17 protein-coding genes and 1 pseudogene are annotated in these 20,273 nt (G+C 51.9%); 9 read left to right on the top strand and 9 right to left on the bottom strand.

The features are described 5' to 3' along the window. The first annotated feature begins 365 nt into the window (after nucleotides 1–365). Nucleotides 366–2,879: a DUF5686 family protein gene (locus ACFE7X_RS13605; RefSeq protein WP_375436219.1), complete on the top strand. Its 2,514-nt coding sequence runs from the start codon at nucleotides 366–368 to the stop codon at nucleotides 2,877–2,879. Nucleotides 2,880–3,043: 164 nt separating this feature from the next. Beyond that, nucleotides 3,044–3,316 (top strand): hypothetical protein, encoded by a 273-nt coding sequence (locus tag ACFE7X_RS13600; protein WP_375436218.1) that lies wholly within the window; start codon nucleotides 3,044–3,046, stop codon nucleotides 3,314–3,316. Nucleotides 3,317–3,620: 304 nt separating this feature from the next. Here ACFE7X_RS13600 and ACFE7X_RS13595 read toward each other — a convergent pair whose 3' ends face one another. Then, nucleotides 3,621–4,760 (bottom strand): DnaJ domain-containing protein, encoded by a 1,140-nt coding sequence (locus ACFE7X_RS13595; protein WP_375436217.1) that lies wholly within the window; start codon nucleotides 4,758–4,760, stop codon nucleotides 3,621–3,623. A 147-nt stretch (nucleotides 4,761–4,907) separates the two neighbouring features. Between ACFE7X_RS13595 and ACFE7X_RS13590 the strand changes: the two genes are divergently transcribed. The 3 genes from ACFE7X_RS13590 to ACFE7X_RS13580 are packed head-to-tail and all read left to right on the top strand — an operon-like array spanning nucleotide 4,908 to nucleotide 6,798. Further along, on the top strand, nucleotides 4,908–5,294 hold the full coding sequence (locus ACFE7X_RS13590) for a phage holin family protein (protein ID WP_375436216.1): 387 nt from the start codon (nucleotides 4,908–4,910) through the stop codon (nucleotides 5,292–5,294). Nucleotides 5,295–5,300: 6 nt separating this feature from the next. Beyond that, nucleotides 5,301–6,056, top strand: coding sequence for a hypothetical protein (locus tag ACFE7X_RS13585; RefSeq protein ID WP_375436215.1), 756 nt, complete (start codon nucleotides 5,301–5,303; stop codon nucleotides 6,054–6,056). Next, nucleotides 6,034–6,798, top strand: coding sequence for a geranylgeranylglyceryl/heptaprenylglyceryl phosphate synthase (locus ACFE7X_RS13580; protein ID WP_375436214.1), 765 nt, complete (start codon nucleotides 6,034–6,036; stop codon nucleotides 6,796–6,798). Before ACFE7X_RS13585 ends, ACFE7X_RS13580 begins: the two co-directional genes overlap by 23 nt. A 172-nt stretch (nucleotides 6,799–6,970) precedes the next feature. Here the strand turns inward: ACFE7X_RS13580 and ACFE7X_RS13575 are convergent, their stop codons facing one another. From ACFE7X_RS13575 to panC, 7 genes are all read right to left on the bottom strand, one after another. Further along, the gene (locus ACFE7X_RS13575; RefSeq protein WP_375436213.1) at nucleotides 6,971–7,894 is read right to left on the bottom strand and encodes a helix-turn-helix domain-containing protein; all 924 of its coding nucleotides are present in this window, start codon (nucleotides 7,892–7,894) and stop codon (nucleotides 6,971–6,973) included. A gap of 155 nt (nucleotides 7,895–8,049) precedes the next feature. Then, nucleotides 8,050–9,210, bottom strand: a complete 1,161-nt coding sequence (locus ACFE7X_RS13570) for an acyl-CoA dehydrogenase (protein WP_375436212.1) — start codon at nucleotides 9,208–9,210, stop codon at nucleotides 8,050–8,052. A gap of 379 nt (nucleotides 9,211–9,589) precedes the next feature. Next, nucleotides 9,590–10,288 (bottom strand): zinc metallopeptidase, encoded by a 699-nt coding sequence (locus ACFE7X_RS13565; RefSeq protein WP_375436211.1) that lies wholly within the window; start codon nucleotides 10,286–10,288, stop codon nucleotides 9,590–9,592. An 89-nt stretch (nucleotides 10,289–10,377) separates the two neighbouring features. Then, complete coding sequence (gene rfaE2 / locus ACFE7X_RS13560; protein WP_375436210.1) at nucleotides 10,378–10,860, bottom strand: D-glycero-beta-D-manno-heptose 1-phosphate adenylyltransferase; 483 nt, start codon at nucleotides 10,858–10,860, stop codon at nucleotides 10,378–10,380. After that, entirely contained in the window at nucleotides 10,847–11,878 is a 1,032-nt protein-coding gene (locus tag ACFE7X_RS13555; RefSeq protein WP_375436209.1) for a lysylphosphatidylglycerol synthase transmembrane domain-containing protein, read from the bottom strand. The genes rfaE2 and ACFE7X_RS13555 overlap by 14 nt, the downstream gene beginning before the upstream one ends. A 121-nt stretch (nucleotides 11,879–11,999) precedes the next feature. Next, nucleotides 12,000–12,347 carry an aspartate 1-decarboxylase gene (gene panD / locus ACFE7X_RS13550; RefSeq protein WP_331144163.1) on the bottom strand — a complete coding sequence of 116 codons (348 nt, stop codon included), beginning with the start codon at nucleotides 12,345–12,347 and terminating at the stop codon, nucleotides 12,000–12,002. A 150-nt stretch (nucleotides 12,348–12,497) separates the two neighbouring features. Beyond that, a complete protein-coding gene (gene panC, locus ACFE7X_RS13545; protein ID WP_375436208.1) occupies nucleotides 12,498–13,367 on the bottom strand; it encodes a pantoate--beta-alanine ligase in 870 nt (289 codons plus the stop codon). Between the two features lie 120 nt (nucleotides 13,368–13,487). On the opposite strand from panC, the pseudogene ACFE7X_RS13540 reads away from it, so the two are divergent. From ACFE7X_RS13540 to ACFE7X_RS13525, 4 genes and pseudogenes are all read left to right on the top strand, one after another. Further along, nucleotides 13,488–14,306: pseudogene (locus ACFE7X_RS13540) on the top strand (glycogen/starch synthase). Continuing rightward, the gene (locus ACFE7X_RS13535) at nucleotides 14,290–15,900 is read left to right on the top strand and encodes a DUF4270 family protein (RefSeq protein ID WP_375436207.1); all 1,611 of its coding nucleotides are present in this window, start codon (nucleotides 14,290–14,292) and stop codon (nucleotides 15,898–15,900) included. Before ACFE7X_RS13540 ends, ACFE7X_RS13535 begins: the two are co-directional and overlap by 17 nt. Before the next feature lie 104 nt (nucleotides 15,901–16,004). Further along, nucleotides 16,005–17,840, top strand: a complete 1,836-nt coding sequence (gene glmS, locus ACFE7X_RS13530; RefSeq protein WP_375436206.1) for a glutamine--fructose-6-phosphate transaminase (isomerizing) — start codon at nucleotides 16,005–16,007, stop codon at nucleotides 17,838–17,840. Nucleotides 17,841–18,136: 296 nt separating this feature from the next. Continuing rightward, the gene (locus ACFE7X_RS13525; protein WP_375436205.1) at nucleotides 18,137–19,615 is read left to right on the top strand and encodes a glycosyltransferase family 39 protein; all 1,479 of its coding nucleotides are present in this window, start codon (nucleotides 18,137–18,139) and stop codon (nucleotides 19,613–19,615) included. Here the strand turns inward: ACFE7X_RS13525 and ACFE7X_RS13520 are convergent. Next, nucleotides 19,600–20,265, bottom strand: coding sequence for a 3-hydroxyacyl-CoA dehydrogenase family protein (locus ACFE7X_RS13520; protein WP_375436204.1), 666 nt, complete (start codon nucleotides 20,263–20,265; stop codon nucleotides 19,600–19,602). The two genes, ACFE7X_RS13525 and ACFE7X_RS13520, sit on opposite strands and share 16 nt — an antisense overlap. Nucleotides 20,266–20,273: the final 8 nt, after the last annotated feature.

Here is a 20,273-nt window from a genome sequence, read left to right as displayed (position 1 = left end):
GGTTTCGCCCACCAGATTTAGAGCCTCTCCTAATAAGGTTTCTTTTTGTCCTTCTTCCGAGGCAGGAGAAATCCGAGTTAAACCGCTCACCGAAGTAACTCAGATTCCTTCTGCCTCGGAAGGACAGGTGCCTCCGCGTTACTGTTCCCGAAGCCTATATGGTTTGCCTAGCGGCCGTTTGCCATGGCAGACAGCAGCTGAACCAGAGTCGCGTGAAAAGCATTAACTAGTAGTTAGTGGCCCTCGAATTCTCTTCATTAAATTTTGTCAACTAAACCTACTGCACTTGCCCGCTCGTATTCTGTATCTTACGGCTTCGGGCTCTGCTTTTTCCTGAACTATAGGCATTTATTTATTCCTGAATCTTGCAGTTCCGAATTAGATATCCACTGTTAATATTGCTGCTGATCGGGGCTCAATTCGCTGAAGCGCAGCAGCTTTTGGTGCGAGGACGAGTTACGGAAGCCGCTACGCAGAAGCCCGTACCGTTTGCGTCCATTTTTGTACCCGGCACCACGGCGGGCACTACCGCCGACGCCGACGGTCGCTACCAGCTCAGCACGGCCCCGGCCGACACAGTGGTGGCCTCCGCCTTAGGCTTCGCGCCCATCAAGAAAGCGCTGAACCGACAGGCCGCCACGCAAACCCTTGACTTTGCGCTCGGCGCCGGAGCCGTATCGCTGAATGAAGTAGTGGTGCGCCCCACCGAAAATCCGGCGTACGCCATCATGCGTCGGGTGCAGCAGCACAAGCCCCAAAACGACAAGCAGCGCCTCGATGCCTTCGAGTTCGACAGCTACAACCGCACCGAAATCAGTATCAACAACTTGCCCGACCAAGTGGCGCGCCGCAAAGTGCTACGCCAGATAACCGCCGTAGCCGACAGCATCGGCTTGGAGCGCGGAACCGACGGTAAACCCATCGTGCCCATCTTCGCTTCCGAAATGCTGTCGCGCTACTACGCGCACCAGCGGCCGGTGCGGCGGCGAGAGGAAATCAAGCGCAACCAGATGCGCGGCATTGCGCCCCGCGAAGGCTCGGTGGTGTCCCAAATTATGGGGTCTTCTTTTCAGGACTGGGACTTCTACCCCAACTGGCAGCAGTTGCTGGGCAAAGACTTTATTTCTCCTATTGCCGACGGCTGGAAGTTCACGTACGAGTACGAGCTGCAAGATTCGGTGTACATCGGCCAGGACTTTTGCTACCAACTAGCCGTTACGCCGCGCCGCCCGCAGGACCTAGCTTTCACCGGCACCATCTGGATAACTACCAACTCCTACGCCCTGCGCCGCGTTGATTTACGGGTCAGCCCCGAAGCCAACCTCAACTTCGTGGACCAGGTGAAAGTATGGCAGGAATTGACGCCTACCCCCAGCGGACCGTGGCTGCCGCTGCGCACTCGCGTGCTGATTAACATCCGGCCCACGAGCAAGAGCACCGGCTTCATGGCTCGCTTTACTACCGTTAATTCCAACTTCGAGGCCGGCAAATACCATCCGCTCGAATTCTACGACGTGCCCATGGAAACGGCCTCCGATGCCTTCAAGGGCGAGGCCGACTATTTTGATAAGAACCGGCCCGACTCGCTATCGGTGCAGGAGCAGAAAACCATGATGGTACTCGATTCGGTGCGCAAGCTGCCGGCCGTTCGGTCGTTGCTGGAAGTGGCCGACGTGTTGGTGAATGGCTATTACCGCGTCGGTAAGATTGACGTAGGGCCGGTACTGGCTACCATTGGCTACAACAACATCGAGGGCTTGCGGCCACGTATCGGTTTCCGTACTACACCCGAAATCAGCCGGACTTGGACGGCCCGCACTTACTTGGCTTATGGCCTGCGCGATACGCGCCTGAAGTACGGCTTGCGCGCCACCCGTATTCTGGACCGCCGTTCCTGGACCACCATCGGCTTCGAGCATCGCCACGACATCGATCAAGTAGCGTTGCTCGACAATGATTACGCGCTGGAAAACCCGCTCTTCGAAGCCTCGGCCCGCTTGGGCAACATCGACAACGGCCGGCCCCTGCTCCGAGACCTGTCGTTGCTGTCGTTTCAAACCGACTTGTTTCGGGGTTTCACGCAGAAGCTAACACTACGCCGGCAGCAGTTTCGTCCGCTTTACCGCTTTGCCTATTACACCAACGAGGCCGAACCCGGCGCGCCTACCGAAGATAATTTCAACGTGTCGGAGGTAGTGGTAGAGTCGCGCTACGCCCCGGATGAAGTGCTGGTGCAAAGCCAGAACCAGAATTACCGCTCGCCTATTGGCCTCAAAAGGCTGCCGGTGTTCACACTACGCTATACGCTCGGGCTGAAAAACTTTTTGGGCGGTGATTTTCACTACCACAAGCTCAACCTAATTGTAACGCAGAGCGTGCGGCTCGGCCAGCTTGGCCGCACCGAATATACCCTCGATGCGGGCTACGTACCGAGCACCATTCCGTACCCAATGCTTAAGGCGCATCTTGGCAACCAATCACCGTTTTATAACGCTGGCGCTTATAATTTGATGCGCTATTTCGAGTTTGTGAGCGACCGGTATGTAGGCTTGCGCTTCGACCACTACTTTGAAGGCTTCTTATTGAACTCAATACCCGCTATTAAGAAGCTGAACTGGCGCTTAGTAGCTACAGGCAGTGTGCTTTACGGAAGCGTTGCACGAGCTAACAACGAGATTATTCCGGAATTCGACCCGAATAGTGGAGAGTTACTACCCCGTTTTCAACCGCTGAGCCGGCTACCCTACGCCGAAGTGGGTTACGGGGTAGAGAACATATTTCGAGTGGTTCGCGTAGATTTTATACATCGGCTCACGTACCGCGACTTGCCAGGTGCCAAAAATTTCGGTGTGAAATTCAGCTTCCAGTTCAAGCTATAAAGTGAGGAACATAAGACGACGCGACAGGAAAATAATGTAAGCGTCGGCGCACATAGAAACTCAAACTTGCTATATTACCCGTCGGCTACCTGCTGCTTGCAGATAACCCGTTGTTTTCTGGCTTCCTTCTGAATCAAATCTCGTCGCTTTTTGTAAAAGAGCTTATGGCATACGAAGTAGACAACTTAACCTTTGCCGAAGCCACTCGGCACGCTCCCTTTGTTGATTACGCCCGCTGCGTAGACGACAGCCAACGTCCTTTCAACCACGTAGGCGACTGGCCGGAAAAAGACCGCCTCTATCCTGTTCGGGTGGTTGATTCGCGTACTGAAGGCATGGCCTTGGTTCACGTACTGGGCTTCCAGGGCGAGGCTCCTTTTTACAATGCATTTGCACCGCACCGTTTTGAAGTGTTACTCACTGTGTGGCTGAACTAGCTTACACTGCTTTTCTTGCGTTAAAAACGCCTGGTCCACTCGTTGTGGACCGGGCGTTTTGCTTAATGTATATATGGTTTAAGGCTGTGTATTTCATTCTCGATCATAAAGTCCTAAGGCTCGCCAATCCGCACTTACCTGAACCGGTGCAGGGAGTAGCAGGAGATTTCGCGGCGCTATCCACTCAGCCGGCCACACACTGAATTGTCGCCGTGAAGGCTGCCGGCCCCGTGGGGATGCTACAAGGCAAAGACCTTTTTACAGTAGTTCGCTCCTACCAATACCTTAAATTATTACGTCACCCTCACGGACAGCTTTGCTGGCGGGCTTCATCAGCATAAACATACCCGAGGAGAACTGCACGGCGAAAAAACTCACAAGCAGCCGGAGCGTTTCCTTCCTGTTGTGCTACCCGACCAAGCAAAAAGTGAACTTGCCCGTTGCGCGGATTGGCTTCCAGTACTCGCCGATAGTCTTGTCGGGCTTGAGCTAAATCTTGCAGCTTAAAGTAGGCTAGCCCACGATACGTAAGGTATTTCGTTGGCAGTGGCCGCCCTACGATAGATCGGTGACGCAGGCCCGCAGTGAAGTCGTGGATGGCCCCAGGGAAGCGGCGCTGTTCAAAGAGTCGCACCTCGCCACGAGCCAGCCAAGCGCCGCTTTGGGTGGAATCTAGGGCCAGCGCATAAGTCAGATTTCGTTCGGCGCTGGCTATTTGCCCGAGTTGCACTTGGCACTGTGCCAGCCGGTAGAATAAAATCGCACGCTCTCTTTGCTGCTCGGTTTCGCGCAAAGCAGCCGCATAGTCGGTGCTAGCGGATCGGTAGTCACGATCAATCAGTTGCTTGATTTCGGCGCGCCGACGCAATGCCTCTTTGTAATTAGGCTTGAAATCCAACGCCTCTGAAAAGTAAGTTTTGGCGGTTTCCCATTTTCGGTGCCCATAGGCTTCCACACCGTCTTCGTAGTTGCTCACGGCCGTCACGTGGTCCATGGTTACTTTCACGAGCAACATAAAGAGTATGATGCCCGCTAGCAAACCGAAGGTAAGCACATAGTCGCGGCGCGTAAACTTGCGTTGTTTCGGAATGGAGCGGTAGTGCCGCTCGGCCGACGCCGCAGGGCGGCGCGTGCGCAAAGGTGCAGGGGGCGGCATCGGCACGCCGTACACCCGTTGGCCCTGCACCCGGAACTCCTGTTGGCGGTGCGCTTCGGCCAGCCGCTGCTCTGCTTGCCGTAGTTGCTGATCGTAGGCGGCCCGCCGGGCCGGGTCATTCAAAATTCGATAGGCTACGGCCAAGGCCTTAAAGCGCTCCTCATATATAGGGTTACCGCCGTGCTTATCGGGGTGCAGCTGCACAGCTAACCTCTTGTAGGCCAGCTTGATATCAACAGGAGTAGCGGTAGACGATACTCCGAGCACATGGTAATGATTCTGAGTCAAGGGACGATGCTAGTCGGTAAAAGTACGGCAGAATTCAGACACGAAGCCGCCTTTCCCGTATGAATGTGCTATCTGAAAACTTGGTTTCAACCAGCGTTTCCAGGACTTGCTTTGGTAACATGATTTTCCGCAAATCTTCTCCTTCATATGAGCCTTTTCAACGACGAAGACGACTCAACTAAAACGCCACGTACCGAGAACATCATCGGTAACTTGAAAGGCTACCTCGACACTCGCATCGACTTGGTGCGCCTGGAAACCCAGGAAAAGGTGAAGTCGGCCTTTGTGGGTACCGTGCATGGCGTGTCGCTGGCAGCTATTGGCCTGCTATTTTTCATCTTCTTCAATCTGTTTGTGGCGTTAATGCTCAACGACGCGCTGGATAGCTCTTTTTGGGGCTTCGGCATCGTGGCCGCCTTTTATCTGGTCTTGCTCATCATATTTGTAGTGGGCGTAGACAAAAAGCTGTTCCAGGGCTTGGCTGATAAGCTGCTTAACAACACCATTTACAAATCCGACAAACGTCAAGCCTAATCCAACATGGCCGAGCCAACCAACCCCTTATTTGAGGACGAAAAAGAGTTTCTAGAGCGACAGAAGCTGGAATACGAGCGCGCACTTTTGGGCGAAGTCGATGGAATTAAAGAAGATATCAAAGTCAAGACCCAGCAAATTGGCAAGTATGCGGCCATTGGCGCAGGAGTAATAGGTGGCGTCTGGTTGCTATCGAAAGCTTTTGGCGGCCCCAAGAAGTACAAGCCCAAGCACGACCGGGAGCTAAGTGGCGGGTCTGGCAAACAGCGTTCAGCACGCGCCCTTCGTAAAGGCTCACAAGGGGGAATCAATTACGCAGTGAACGACGATTTGGGCGCCCGCACTGGCCATTACGCCGACCGTGGATTTCAGACGCCAGCTTCTGAACGCGCCCATATCGCCCCCGATGTGTATCATGCGCAGGCCGTTGAACCCGACGCTGATCCGTTCCGCCCTTTACCATCCGTATACCAAGGATACCAAGGCCGTTCGCAACAATACGATGAGTCCGATCATTCGGAAGGCAGTTCCTCTATTGTAGCCGATACTTTCCGGAGCTTTTTGCAGTCGGATACGGGCAAGGTGCTGATAGCACAGGCTACGGCAGTACTCATGGCCGTGGTGGCCAAAAAAGTGGGAGAGTATATGCCGATGTTCAAAAATCCCGACCTTGCATCTACTCCTCAGCAGGAGCCGGAAACCCGGGACATCGAATTTACCTTTCACGACGACGACGCGAATGCGCCTCACCAGCCTTTATGATAATCTAACTAAACGCCGTAAGCTCGGTCATAAGTCATTAGCAGTACTCCTCGACCCCGATAATTTGGATGAGGCCAGCTGCCAACAACTGGTAGAGCTAAGTGCGCAACACGTAGTTGATTACTTTTTTGTGGGTGGCAGCTTGGTGATGAGTTCTCATCAGGCTGCCCTCATTCATTTACTGAAAAGCCGCTCTCCCATACCCGTTCTGCTTTTCCCGAGCCATAGCCTACACCTCGATGCACAGGCCGATGGCATTTTGCTTTTGTCGTTGATTTCGGGCCGCAACCCCGAGTTCCTGATTGGTCAGCACGTTATTGCGGCGCCGGCCTTGCGCCAAAGCAACCTCCAGATTCTGCCCACAGGCTACATGCTCGTCGATACAGGACGCCAAACGACTGCGAGCTACATGAGCGGCACCACGCCTCTCCCCCACGACAAGCCTACTATTGCTGCTTGCACGGCTATGGCCGGCGAGCAACTTGGCTTGCGACTAATATACTTAGATGGCGGTAGTGGGGCTCTTTATCCCATTTCGCCGGCCATGATCCGAGCGGTGCGGCAGGCAGTGGAGTTGCCCCTTATTGTCGGGGGTGGCATCGACACGCTTGAAAAAGCGCGGGCCGCCCTTTCGGCAGGTGCCGACGTTGTTGTTATCGGCAATCAAATTGAAAAGACGCCAGAGTTTTTAGAAAAAGTATCGCAAGTCGTGCAGAGCTTCAACACCGTGAATGCAGCCTAGCCTTAACTCGGCGCTAACTGGGCCAACGAACAGTTTTGTTACCACTAACCAGTCACGACGACTTGTCCCCATCTTCCTTGCAACAAGCAAAAGCCCCGTGCTGCCAAGGCAACACGGGGCTTTTGCTTTTTCTAACGCTTACAACACAAACTAGAACTTGTGCTGAACTAGATTAGATGTTCATAGCTGATTCACGGCGGCGCATTTTGCCGGCCGGAATGCCGAACATCATCTTGAAGCGGCGGCAGAAGTAAGCGGTGTCTTTGTAGCCCACTTCCTTGCCGATGTCGCGGATGCTTTTCTTAGTGGTGCGCAGCAAGAATACGGCGCGCTCCATACGCTGATATTCAATATAATCCTGTGGGTTGATGCCCGTCAGCATTTTAAAGTACTGGCCCACATAGTCCTCGCTCACGTTGGCTACGTTGCTAAGCACTTTGTTTGATAGGTCGCCGCCAATGTTCTCCTTGATGTAGTTGAACAGGTCAATCAGGCGTGGGTCCTTGAAGTAGGTGCTATTGGTGGCCAACTGCTCTACAAACATCTTGTTCTTGAGGATGTAGCGCACGATTTCCACCACAATATTCTCGGTGTAAATCGTAATCAGCCGCTCCCGGCCTGGCAACTCCTGCAAGCTCTCTTCCACCACTTTAATGATGAGGTTGCCCAACTTGGAGTTGTTGGAAATCAAGAACGCCGGTACATCCAGCGAAGAAAAGAAGTTGACTGAGTCAAACACCTTCGCCTCGAAGCTCACGAACGAGTGGCTTTCCTCGGCATCACCAATCAGGTCCAGATCGGTGTTGGAGTGGAAAAACTTGTCCTTGTTGCTGATCATGTCATCGTTGGTAATGATTTTACCAGACGAATCGCCATAGTTTACTTTGGTAGCGCGACCACCAGGGATGAATAGCATTTCGCCTTCCTCTACCACTTGCTCCTCTTCACCAAAGGTGATACGTCCCTTGTGCAACAAAATTAGATTGTTGCCGACGTCATAGTTGTTGCGCACAGTAAAAGGTTGTTGCAACACCAAGTTCTTCGCTTTGATGTAGCGTACACCTAGCGATTCAATCACTTTATTATAATCTTCCATCTTTTGTGGGTGGTTGTGGTCTGTGATTATCCTAGTACACGAGTCAGCCGGGCTAATGTAATGCAAAATAAGATATAAAAATTCACAAAAACGAAAACCCAGCTAAATTATAGCTGGGTTTTGTGCAACAAATCTCATTTTTAAACTACGTGCGGTTATTTTAATATTTCCCGCGAGATTACAATTTTCTGAATTTCAGATGTTCCTTCGTAAATCTGAGTGATTTTGGCGTCACGCATCATGCGCTCCACATGGTACTCTTTCACAAAACCGTAGCCTCCATGCACCTGTACGGCCTCTACGGCTGTATCCATGGCTACCTTCGACGCGAAAAGCTTGGCCATAGCCCCAGATTTAGCGTAGTCTTGGTGCGTATCCTTGTCATAGGCCGCCTGTAAACACAGCAGACGAGCGGCATCAATGTTGGTCGCCATGTCGGCCAGCTTAAACTGGATAGCTTGGTGCTGTGAAATAGGTACGCCAAAAGCCTTTCGCTCTTTGGCATACTTCACCGACAACTCATACGCTCCCGAAGCAATGCCTAACGCTTGCGCTGCAATACCGATACGGCCACCAGCCAGCACTTGCATAGCGAACTTGAACCCGAAACCGTCCGCGCCCATCCGGTTTTCTTTCGGCACTTTCACGTCTGTAAATAGCAGTGAACAAGTGTCGGAGCCCCGAATGCCAAGTTTATTTTCCTTCGGGCCGGTCAGGAAGCCTTCCATTCCCTTCTCTACAATGAGAACGTTGATACCCCGGTGCTTCAGCTCTGGATTGGTTTGCGCAATCACCAAATACACCGAAGCCGTTGTGCCATTGGTAATCCAGTTCTTGGTGCCGTTCAGCAAATAGTAGTCGCCTTTGTCTTCGGCGGTAGTGCTCTGGCTGGTCGCATCAGAACCAGCTTCGGGCTCGGATAAAGCAAATGCTCCGATGATTTCGCCGCTACACAGGCGCGGCAGATACTTTTGCTTTTGTTCTTCGGTACCATACTTCTCTAAGCCCCAGCACACCAGCGAATTGTTTACCGACATGATGACGGAGCACGAAGCATCTACTTTCGAAATCTCCTCCATAGCCAGCACGTAGCTCATCGTGTCCATACCACCGCCCCCGTACTCAGGGCTAACCATCATTCCCATAAAGCCCAGCTCGCCCATCTTTTTGATTTGCTCAGCTGGGAATTTCTGGTGCTCGTCACGCTCGATAACGCCGCCCCAAAGTTCAGACTGCGCAAAGTCGCGGGCGGCGGCTTGTACGGCTAGTTGCTCTTCGGTGAGCTGAAAAATAGAAGATTGGGTGGTAGTCAGCATGGGATGGGGATAGCCGAAAGGCCTGAAATGAGAGAAAACCGTGAGAGATTTGTCACGAATTTACGCTGCATACAGCATAAGTTATTGTCAACTGTACTTTTTTTCTCGTTCTACGATAGAGCCTTTGTGAAAGGACCTTGTATTAGCTCACAGAAACCAACTTGCCTGCGATTAGAGTATTTGCTATGGGTTGAAACCCACATTGCCATGAGATAGTGCCTTTCAATTCATGTTAGATCCTAACTCTACTAACCAGAAAGCATTTTAAAGGCTTTGCGTCCCAATAGCACGAAAAAGCCGCTGCCTCCTAGTAGGAAGCAGCGGCTTTTTTCAATCGTAAGGCTATTTGAAGCAGCTAAGCTTAGCGTGTTAGCTTGTGTTAGCGACGGTCGCGGCCACTCATGAAAATGGTGACGTAGTACAGTAAAGTAGCTAAGGAACTGATAGCAGCAACTACGTACGTCATAGCAGCCCACCGAAGGGCATCTTTAGCCATCGTGTGCTCCTGAGGCGTTACGATACCGCGCTTGTCGATCCAGGCCAACGCGCGGTTGGAAGCATCGAACTCGACGGGCAGCGTAACGAAGGCGAAAATTGTGGTGAGAGCAAATAGCACGATGCCTACTCCTAAAGGAATCAGCGTGCTTTTAATCATGAGCACGCCCGCTAGCAGAATGAACGGCATAAACCGCGACACCCCACTCAAAGCAGGCACCATGGCCGACCGGAATTGCAAAGCCGCGTAAGCAGTAGCGTGCTGCACAGCGTGGCCACATTCGTGAGCCGCTATGGCAGCCGCCGAAGCACTCCGCGCCGCATATACTTCCTCACTTAGGTTCACAGTTTTGTCATCCGGGTTGTAATGGTCAGTGAGGCGACCTTCGGTGCTGATAATCCGCACATCGGTGATACCATGATCCGCTAGCATCAACTCGGCAATTTGCTTGCCCGAAAGGTTGGACTGCAAACCAATTTGAGAGTACTTGGTCATTTTGCTGCGCAAACGCCATTGAATGAACCAACTAGCCAGCATCGCCAGAATGACGATAAAGTAAATGGGACCTGAATTGTAATACATGGAGGTTTCTAGTTTTGGTTTCTGGTCGCTAGCTGCTCTTCTGGTATTGCTGAACTGTAGCTCAACAATTAGCAACCAGGAACGAACAGCTAGGAACCCTTTAAAATACGCTCGACTATGCGCGTCGTACTGTAGCCGGCCACGAGTGGTACGGTCAGCACTTGCCCACCGTTTTGTAACACTAATTCGTGGCCTACAATTCCGCTGATTGCATAGTCGTCGCCTTTCACTAAAATGTCGGGCAGCGTTTCTTCAATCAGCGCCAGTGGCGTCGGCTCGTCGAAGAGTACCACGGCATCAACAAACAAAAGAGAGGCCAATATGCGGGTTCGTGACACTTCGTCTTGAAGTGGACGGCCGGGTTTTATACAGCTTACCGAAGCATCAGTATTTATGCCAACTACCAGCGCGTCGCCAAGGTGGCGGGCCTTTTCCAAATAGTCTACATGCCCTAAGTGCAGCAAGTCGAAGCACCCGTTGGTGAATACCACTTTACGACCTTCGGCCTTCCAGGTGGCTACTGCTGCCGCCAGCGCCGAGCGGGTCATGATTTTGTCTTTACTCCACTGCATCAGCCGGAACAGGAACGGCCATCGAACTTAGTCCTACGCGGCCGGTACTTGCCATCGTGACCAAGAAACTAATAGCCCCCATGAGCACTACTAATAGGGTTTGGGCACCGTGCACAACCAAGGCGTAGGCAATACCACCTTCCCGGCTGATACCATAAACGAGCAGCGTGCTTTGCACCAGTAAGTGAAACACGCCGATACCACCCTGCACTGGGGCGGCCATGCCGAAGGCCCCAAAGGTAAGCACGGCCAACCCAGCACGCATGTCAAGATTATACGTTTCAGGGAAGGCAAAAAATGCCAAGTAATCCATGAGGTAATAAACCAACCACGTGAAGAACGTATGCAGCAGAAAAACGCCTTTGTTTTCGAGCTTCACAATACTAAATACACCAGCCAACAAGCCTTGAACAAAGTTAACCAACTTGTTGAAGACTGCATTTTGACGCAACTGCGCCATGTTACGCCACAGCAAGTAGCCAGCCAGCAACAACGCCGCCAGGGCTACAAAACCAGCAGCCACCAAGGCGTTGCGGTTTCGAGCCAGGGCGTCGGCTTTGCCTTGCAGCAAATACTCATCGGCGAAATTCCAGAAAGTCTTGAAGTCAAGCAGCAACACGGTACTAAGCAGCGCAAGCAGCACCAGCACGTCAATGATTCGCTCGGTGATTACAGTGCCTAATGACACCTGCACCGGAATCTTGCTGGTGCGCTGTAGCAGTGTGCAGCGCACTACTTCGCCCACTCGGCCCGGCAGTACCATATTAGCCAAATATCCTACCATCATGGCATGATACACACTCCAATAAAGCGGCTTTTCTCCGGTTACGGTGGGGTCGAGTTGCATTTTCCAGCGGTAGGCCCGGCTGAAGTATCCTAAAGCTGAAAGCACCATCGTGACTGTTAGCCACCAATAGTTGGCGCCCCGCACGTACTGTCCGATTCGAGCTAGGTCTTGGCCGCGTACAGCATACCACATCAACAACCCCGATACTGCCAGTAGCAGGGAGTACTTCAAGAAATTCAGAAGTTGCTTCACAAACGATGGACGTCAGTTGTCAATTGACAGTTGGAGTACAATTTTTTCCTGCAAGTATGCAATATACAACCAACAATTGAAAGAAACCATGAATTTTAAACTAAACCAGACGATTGTGCTGATCAGGGAACACGAGAGTAGGCTGGTGTGCGCGTGCCTCAGCAAAGTCGATGAGTGCGTAGGAAAAGATGATAACAATGTCGCCAACGGCTACTCGCCGGGCCGCCGGGCCATTCAAGCAAACCATGCCTGAACCCCGCTCCCCACGAATGGTATAGGTTTCAAACCGTTCTCCGTTGTTCACATTTACGACCGTCACTTTCTCGTTTTCCACCATGTTGGCCGCGTCAAGCAGATCCTCGTCGATGGTGATGCTGCCAACGTAATGCAGTTCTGCCTGCGTGACTTTGGCGCGGTGTATTTTAGACTTTAGAACCTCGATATGCATTTAAGTGAAGCGGGGTGAAACAAGACCACAAAGATACGAAGAGCGCCTTCGTTGAGCGTACCCAAGCAACCAGAAGCTAAATAGCAGTGAAGGTGAGGCAGCATCCGACGCGAATAATGCAGATACACGCCAACTCGCGCCCTTACTTGGTTACTCAGTCAGTTTGTCACCCGACGAAACTACCATATTGTCAATCAGGCGCACATCCCCCAGAAAGGCCGCCAGACACAACGCTACCAATTGTCCTGGATGCCACTTAGCCAACGGCTGCAAGGTATGCGCATCAACTACCTCGAAATACTCTAGCCGAAACAATGGCTCGACTTGGATGTAGGCAGTTGCCGCTTCTTGTACCGCGGCGGGTGATGCTTGCCCTTTTTGCACCAGCTCAGCGGCTAACTCCAAGGCTTGATGTAGGCGGGGCGCCACAGCACGCGCTTCTGTGGAGAGCCGACGGTTCCGGGACGACATAGCTAAACCGTCGGCTTCGCGTACTGTGGGAAACGACACGAGCTCGATATCAAACGACAAATCGGCTATGAGTTGGCGTATAATAGTTACTTGTTGCCAGTCTTTCTGGCCGAAATACGCTTGATGCGGCCGGCTTAGGTGAAATAATTTACCAACTATTGTCGCCACTCCGTTGAAATGACCGGGCCGGTGGGCTCCTTCCATTACCCGTTCCAGCGCCCCAAAATCGAAGCGAAGCACGGCTGGCTGCGGATACATTTCCTCTACCGAAGGCAGGAAAAGCGCGGTGCAACCAGCCGGCGCAAGCAGCGCAGTATCTGCCTCGGGCAACCGAGGATAGAGGCGAAAATCTTCGGCGTTGTTGAACTGCGTAGGATTCACAAAGATGCTCACTATCACTGTCTCACAAGCGGCGGCAGCGGCCCGTACCAGTTGTAGGTGGCCTTCATGTAAGGCGCCCATTGTAGGCACCAAGGCAATGCGCTTGCCTGCTTGGCGGCAACTTTCGGCATGTGCTTGCAACGAAGCGGCCGTATGCAGTATCTCCATAGGGGTATTGAGCCTGCTTGAAGGGGTTCCAAGCGAGTTTGGTTGAATTTTCGCCCAAATTTGTTTAATTTTGTGCACCCCAACGCATTGCCTTTTCCTAACCCCCCTTTTCCGACCACTATGTCCTCCTCTAAGTTGAGAATCCTCTACGCGGCTACGGAAATTGATCCGTTCTTGCAAACCACCAAAGTAGCGGAGTTTTTGCGGCGATTACCGCAGGGCATGCAGGAAATGGGAATGGAAATTCGAATTTTCGTTCCTCGCTTCGGTATCATCAACGAACGTAAGAACCGCCTGCATGAGGTAGTTCGCTTGTCTGGTATCAACATTGCCGTTGGCGAAGACGAAAAGCCCCTCATCATCAAAGTGGCATCCATTCCCAATGCCAAGTTGCAAGTGTACTTCATCGACAATGAAGACTACTTCCACCGCAAGTCGGTGCTTGTCGACAAGAACGATAAGTTTCATGCCGACAACGACGAGCGCGCCATCTTCTTCTGCAAGGGCGTCCTCGAAACCGTAAAGAAATTAGGCTGGGCTCCCGATATCGTACACTGCAACGACTGGATGACGGGCCTGATTCCGATGTATTTGAAAACGACCTATAAGAAGGATCCGATTTTCAAGGATGCAAAATCGGTGTTCACTATCTACAACAACTAGTTTGACTTCAAATTCCAGGGCGACATCATCGAGAAGGCCAAAATGCTGGATATCGACGACGACATGCTCGCTTGCTTGAAGACGGCCGACTTCGGCGGTTTCATTAAAGTAGGTATGGAGTATGCCGACGCGGTGATGAAATCGGATGAAGATTTCAGTGACAACCTCAACGTGCTGTTCACGGAATACTCGCGCAGCAAGCAACTCGGGCAGGTAGGTGCCGACGAAAACCTACTGACTTCTTACTACGCGCTCTATAATGAATTGGCCAATTAGCGCCCGTCGACTTGCTTCGGCTTCTCTGTTTTCTGCTACACTACTCTTCGCGGCTACCGGCTGCGAAGATACTAGTGATCCTAGTGACCTAGGCGTGGACTTGCCCGGCACCGGTAGCCCTAGCACCGAATACCAGGACTTTCCGGTCACGGCGTCCACCGTGTTGCAAGACTCCGTGGAAACGCTTAAAACTAATTCCTACTTGATAGGACGGGTGCGTGATAATGCCTTGGGTACTACCACCGCCAATGGCTACTTCAATCTGAAGCTCAGCATACCACCGCTACCGGGCGACACGATTCCGTCTGGGGTAGCGGGTACCGCGCCCAACCCACAACTGGACTCAGTGGTATTGGTTATGCCTTTCGAGTCAGTATATGGATCGGCAACTAGTCCTCTGCGAGTTAGTGTTTATCCGTTGGTGAATTCACTTGATGACCAAGGAGTTTATAATTCCAGTTCTTCCGAAACAGTGGACTTGGCAAATCCGCTTGGCACTGGATTGAGTGCTCGGCTTAACGGCTCGCGGAAGTTCAACCAGCGCAACGACGCTACCAGCACTACGGATACCTCTACGTTCAAAGTAACGGTACCTGATAAAACCGTCCGCCTAAAGCTAAATAGTACAGGTTCGTCAACAGCGGCGACAGTGTTCAACCGTTTGGCTAACCAAAGCACTGCCAATCAGGCTAACTTAAACGCTATTTGGAAGGGCCTAGCAATACAGCCCGCTAGCGACTTTACCAACGCCGTTGTAGGCTTTCCAACTACCAACGCGTCCGCTAGTTCTGTCTCGCGCATCGTGTTTTACTATCGCTACACGAATAAGAAGGCAAGTGGTACTTTAAAGGGGTCTTATGGTATTCCATTCGGCAACCGTACCGCTTATGGGTCTACGGTAAATGCGCCGCGCTTCTTCACGGAGATTAAGACGGACTTACTAGCCCCCTTCAACCGCTTGCAAGGCGCTGGTGGTGGTGCTGTGTCAATACCAGCCGGTGAATCTGGAGATGTGGTGTACACGCAGCTAGGCAACGGTATCGGGACCAAGCTCGAAATACCGGGCCTGAAAATGTTGAAGGATCAAGCGAAAGCGCAGGGAGGCAATAATCCTGCTATTGCTATCAACCGAGCCGAGTTGTTGATTCCTGTTCAACCATACACGAATCTACTATTTGCTTCTCCTAGCGCCACTTACCTTTATGAGGTGAACGAGTTCAACCAGCCACTAAAGCGGGTTTTACTGAACAGCCAAGTGGAAAGACTCGTGTTGAGTGATGCCGTGAGTCAGCTATCTCCTCCCATAATGCAAATCGCGGATGGCTTTACTGGCAGCAACAATGACATCCCCACCGGCTACTATCAGCAAGCTGCGCGGGCGTCGCTTTTTAGCGTGTCCGACGTTAACCGCTCTTATAGCATGGTGCTGACGAGCTACGTGCAGTCTTACGTTTATGATAAGTTAAGTGGCGTGGCTCCGGCGGCGTTTATTCTTTCACCCAAGCGCCAACAATCGGGAGCTTTGGGATTAGAGCGGGCAGTGCTTGATGGGAAAAACATCAAGCTGCGTGTATACTACTCAAAGTTGCTCTAGATTTGCACTTAATTAATTTTCGCGTCGAAAGCCGCGGCGCGGCATTCGCCTGAGCCGCGGCTTATCGATTTTTCACCAACTCCTTTTTCGCTGTCCCCTCTATCATGTGCGGAATTGTTGCTTACATCGGTTACCGGGAAGCTTGTCCCATTATTATTAAAGGTCTTCACCGGCTTGAATATCGGGGCTACGACTCCGCGGGCGTAGCACTACTCAATGGGGACTTAAATGTCTATAAGAAAAAAGGCAAGGTTGCAGAGCTTGAAGCCTTCATCAAGGAGAAAGACACTCATGCTAATGTAGGCATGGGGCATACCCGGTGGGCTACGCATGGCGAGCCAAACGACACCAATGCTCACCCGCACTACTCAACTTCCGAGCGAATTGCCATCATTCACAACGGCATTATAGAAAACTACGCGGCCCTAAAGCAGCATTTGCAGCACCAGGGTCACGTATTTCAGTCCGATACAGATACGGAAGTATTCGTCAATCTTATCGAGGAGATTCAAAAGCAAAACCACTGCACGCTGGAAGAAGCCGTTCGCTTAGCTCTGCACGAAGTGGTGGGGGCTTATGCCATTGTGGTGCTCAGCCGCGACGAGCCCGATCAACTGATTGCAGCACGCAAAGGCTCACCGATGGTAATTGGCGTTGGCAAAGGAGAGTTTTTTATTGCCTCCGACGCAACTCCCATCATCGAATACACCAATGAGGTGGTGTATGTAAACGACTATGAGATAGCCGTTATTCGCGACGGGAAGCTTGATATTCGTAGCAAAGAGGATGTACATCAGACGCCTTACATCCAGAAATTGGAGATGGAACTCGATAGCATCGAGAAAGGCGGCTATGAGCACTTCATGCTTAAAGAAATTTTCGAGCAGCCCCGCTCTATCCTTGATTCTATGCGAGGAAGACTGGAATTGGTATCCGGCCATCTAAATATGGGTGGTATCCGGGCGTATGAGCGCAAGTTCATGAACGCCGACCGGATCATTATAGTGGCTTGTGGTACTTCGTGGCACGCGGGGTTGGTAGCAGAGTACCTGCTGGAAGACTTGGCTCGCATTCCAGTGGAAGTGGAGTACGCCTCGGAGTTCCGCTACCGCAATCCAGTTATCACGGAGCGTGACATTGTAATTGCTATTTCGCAAAGCGGAGAGACAGCCGATACGCTGGCTGCTATTGAACTCGCCAAAAGCAAAGGCGCCACTATATTCGGCATTTGCAACGTAGTGGGCAGCAGTATCGCGCGCGCCACTGATGCGGGTGCCTATACGCACGCCGGTCCCGAAATTGGCGTAGCTAGCACCAAAGCCTTTACCGCCCAAGTAACCGTCTTGACCATATTGGCCATGATTGTAGGACACAAGCGCGGTACGCTCTCCGACACGCGCCTGCGGGAATTGATGGTCGAGCTTGGCAGCATTCCAGCGAAGGTGGAGAAAGCGCTCTTGCTAAACGACGAGATAGAAATAATAGCCGAAACCTTCAAGGACGTTCCTAATTTCCTCTATTTAGGTCGGGGCTATAACTTCCCAGTGGCCTTGGAGGGCGCATTGAAGCTCAAAGAAATTAGTTACATCCACGCGGAGGGTTATCCGGCCGCTGAAATGAAGCACGGACCGATTGCGCTGATTGATGAGAACATGCCGGTGGTGGTTATTGCAACCAAAGACAGCTCCTATGAGAAAGTAGTGAGCAACATCCAGGAAGTGAAAGCCCGCAAAGGCCGCATTATTGCGGTAGTGACAGAAGGCGACGACGTGATTCCGCAAATGGCTGAATTCGTTATTGAGGTACCAGCCACTTCCGAAGTGCTCGTGCCGTTGGTTTCGGTGGTGCCGCTTCAGCTGCTTTCTTACCATATAGCCGTCTTACGCGGCTGCAACGTAGACCAACCCCGCAACTTGGCAAAGTCGGTAACGGTGGAGTAATAACTGACCCTGTTGGCTAGAAAAAGAAGCGTCATGTTGCCATGACGCTTCTTTTTTGCCCGTTCTATATTCACTCTCACCCTACCTCATGAAGCTAGAACACCTACTGCATTCAGCGGGCTGTTTCGCGAATGGATGGTCTTGCTATATTGGTACGCACACCTTTCTGCAAATGGCTTTCCACAAACCAATGAGGCAAGTAAGCGCGGTACTAGAGCCGCTAGATAACAGTGCTTTCAAAATAACGCTCTATAAGTAGCGAATGCCAACTTCTGCTGTTCACCGTTTGTAGCCCTATGCTTAGTTTTCGTATCCTCTCGTTTGCTGCAATGCTACGGGTAGGGCTCTACGTCTTTCTTCACTTTTCCATGGGCATTGCGGTCAGTGGCAGCGGCTTAATTGGTAAGCGCGGTGGTGATACTGCCTCCTATTTCGACTCCATTGAGCACCTATTACTTGACGGCCATTATACTTACTCGCTGAGCCACCTGTCAGCTTATGCTGGCAGAATGCCAGGGTACGGCGTGGTGTATGGTTTTCTCCGGCTCTGGCTCCCACAAAATGCAGCATGTGATGGGATAGTTCTTCTGCAAATGGTACTGGCTATTGTTAGTCTTTATTACTTAGGAAACTTAGCATACATAGTTACCAAACGCCAACTGGTTGCTTACGCAGTGGTGTTTATAAGTGCTGTTAGCCCTTACGTAGCCCAAGCCGACCTCTATTTGCTCACGGAAAGCTTTGCTGCTAGTGCTCTGCTTATCGGCAGCTATTATTTCTTGCGAGGCATAAGCGCAACCAGCCAACGGCACTTATTGATAGCAGGTGCTTGGCTAACATGGGTTGTTTTTTTACGGCCTTATATGGCCCCTCTACTGGTAGTATTGCCAGCTATCTATCTGTATCAGCATGCCAGCCAAGACCGGAACCTTAGCAAAAGAATCTGGCTTGGAGGACTCCTGTTCCTGGTGCCTTTTGTAGTGGTTGATGGTGCTTGGACGATTCGCAACTGGGTGGTTTGTCAACAGTTTATTCCCTTGCAAGCTCCTTATGCTGGCGTGGAGGTATCCCCGGTGTATCTGGAATCTAGACGGTTTGCAGCGGCTTTAGGAGAGGACCCTGTGCAATGGAACACCTCCTCTATCATGGCTTGGCTAACGCTGCCCCAACCACCAGCGCAAGCTGCCCCAAAACACTGGCAACTCACTCGCAGCGCAACCTACGATTCGCTTGTATGGGTGCGCCAACGCATACAGGCAGCTAAAGCGGAAGAGCTATTACCGGAAGAGCAGCAGCCTAATACCAAGCAAGCGGTGGCTGCCTTGCGCCGTTTTCATGATGCCTGGGTGCGCGAACGACCGTTCGCGTATTACGTTGTAGCGCCGTTGCGGCTGACCTACCATTTGGCTTTAACTGGCGGCGGCACTTCTATATTCGCTTGGCCTTTCGATGAGCTAGCCCTTTGGCAGCGTGGTATTCGTTTGCTCTTCACGTTTTCTCACTGGCTCCTTATCGGAGCGAGCTTGCTTAGCTACCTTTCTTGGCCCCGCAAACTTTCCAGTGGTTGGCTGGTAGTGCGCTTACCACCTATTTATTTGGTTGTGCTTTTCGTGTTAGGGCTACGCTATGTTGAATCCCGATACTTTATTGTCGTGTACCCTTTGGCGTTGTTGAGCGGACTGGCATGGCTTGTACAGGTTAAAGACAGCCTAGCGTTCCGGTTTCGTTTCAGAAGCAAAGTGCATACTGACGACCAATCTCACCCCGCGAATTGATTTCCGCGCAAATACATTGACTTAAGTAGTCCACAAGCTCTGTAGCGCTCTTCGTGGGTATCCTGCCACAGGGCTTCGAGCGTCTCATAGACTCGTGCAATTCCTATCTGATTGGCCCATTCGAAAGGTCCGCACGAATACGCATGCTCCGGTTTCATACTTGCCGCCAAATCCTGTACGGAGACTGCGCCTTCTTGTAGCGCGTAGCACGCCTCGTTGATAAGCCCGCAAACCAGGCGGGGCGTTACCAAGCCAACACGGTCCTGCACCACATAATACGCCGTGCCAAGCTGAGCGCAGATACTAGCTAGCAACGCAGCGTCTTCCGAGCGGTAGAGACTGGTTTCCAACCTCGTTCTTTCCAGCAGAGTAGGAAAAGCACAGATACCAAACACCGGACCTAAGGGAGCTTCTTCATTGTGGAAAAGCGCCGCCAGCGAAGTGCGGGAAGTATCGTAGAACAGCGGTTGGCGGGGAAGTTCATAATGTAGTTCGGGCCAAGAACGCAAGTCGAAGCCTACATCGGCGGCGCTGAGGCGGGTGCGCAAGTCGGGAGCAGTGGCAGCGCAGAAGTCGTAGGTATGGCTGGTTCCGAATTTCCGGCGCAGCTCCGCTTCTATGTGGGTGCCTTCCACGATAAGTAAGTGCATAATTTTCC

The sequence above is a fragment of the uncultured Hymenobacter sp. genome (assembly GCF_964242765.1).
Lineage (GTDB): Bacteria > Bacteroidota > Bacteroidia > Cytophagales > Hymenobacteraceae > Hymenobacter.
This window is presented reverse-complemented; position numbering and strand designations above follow the sequence as displayed.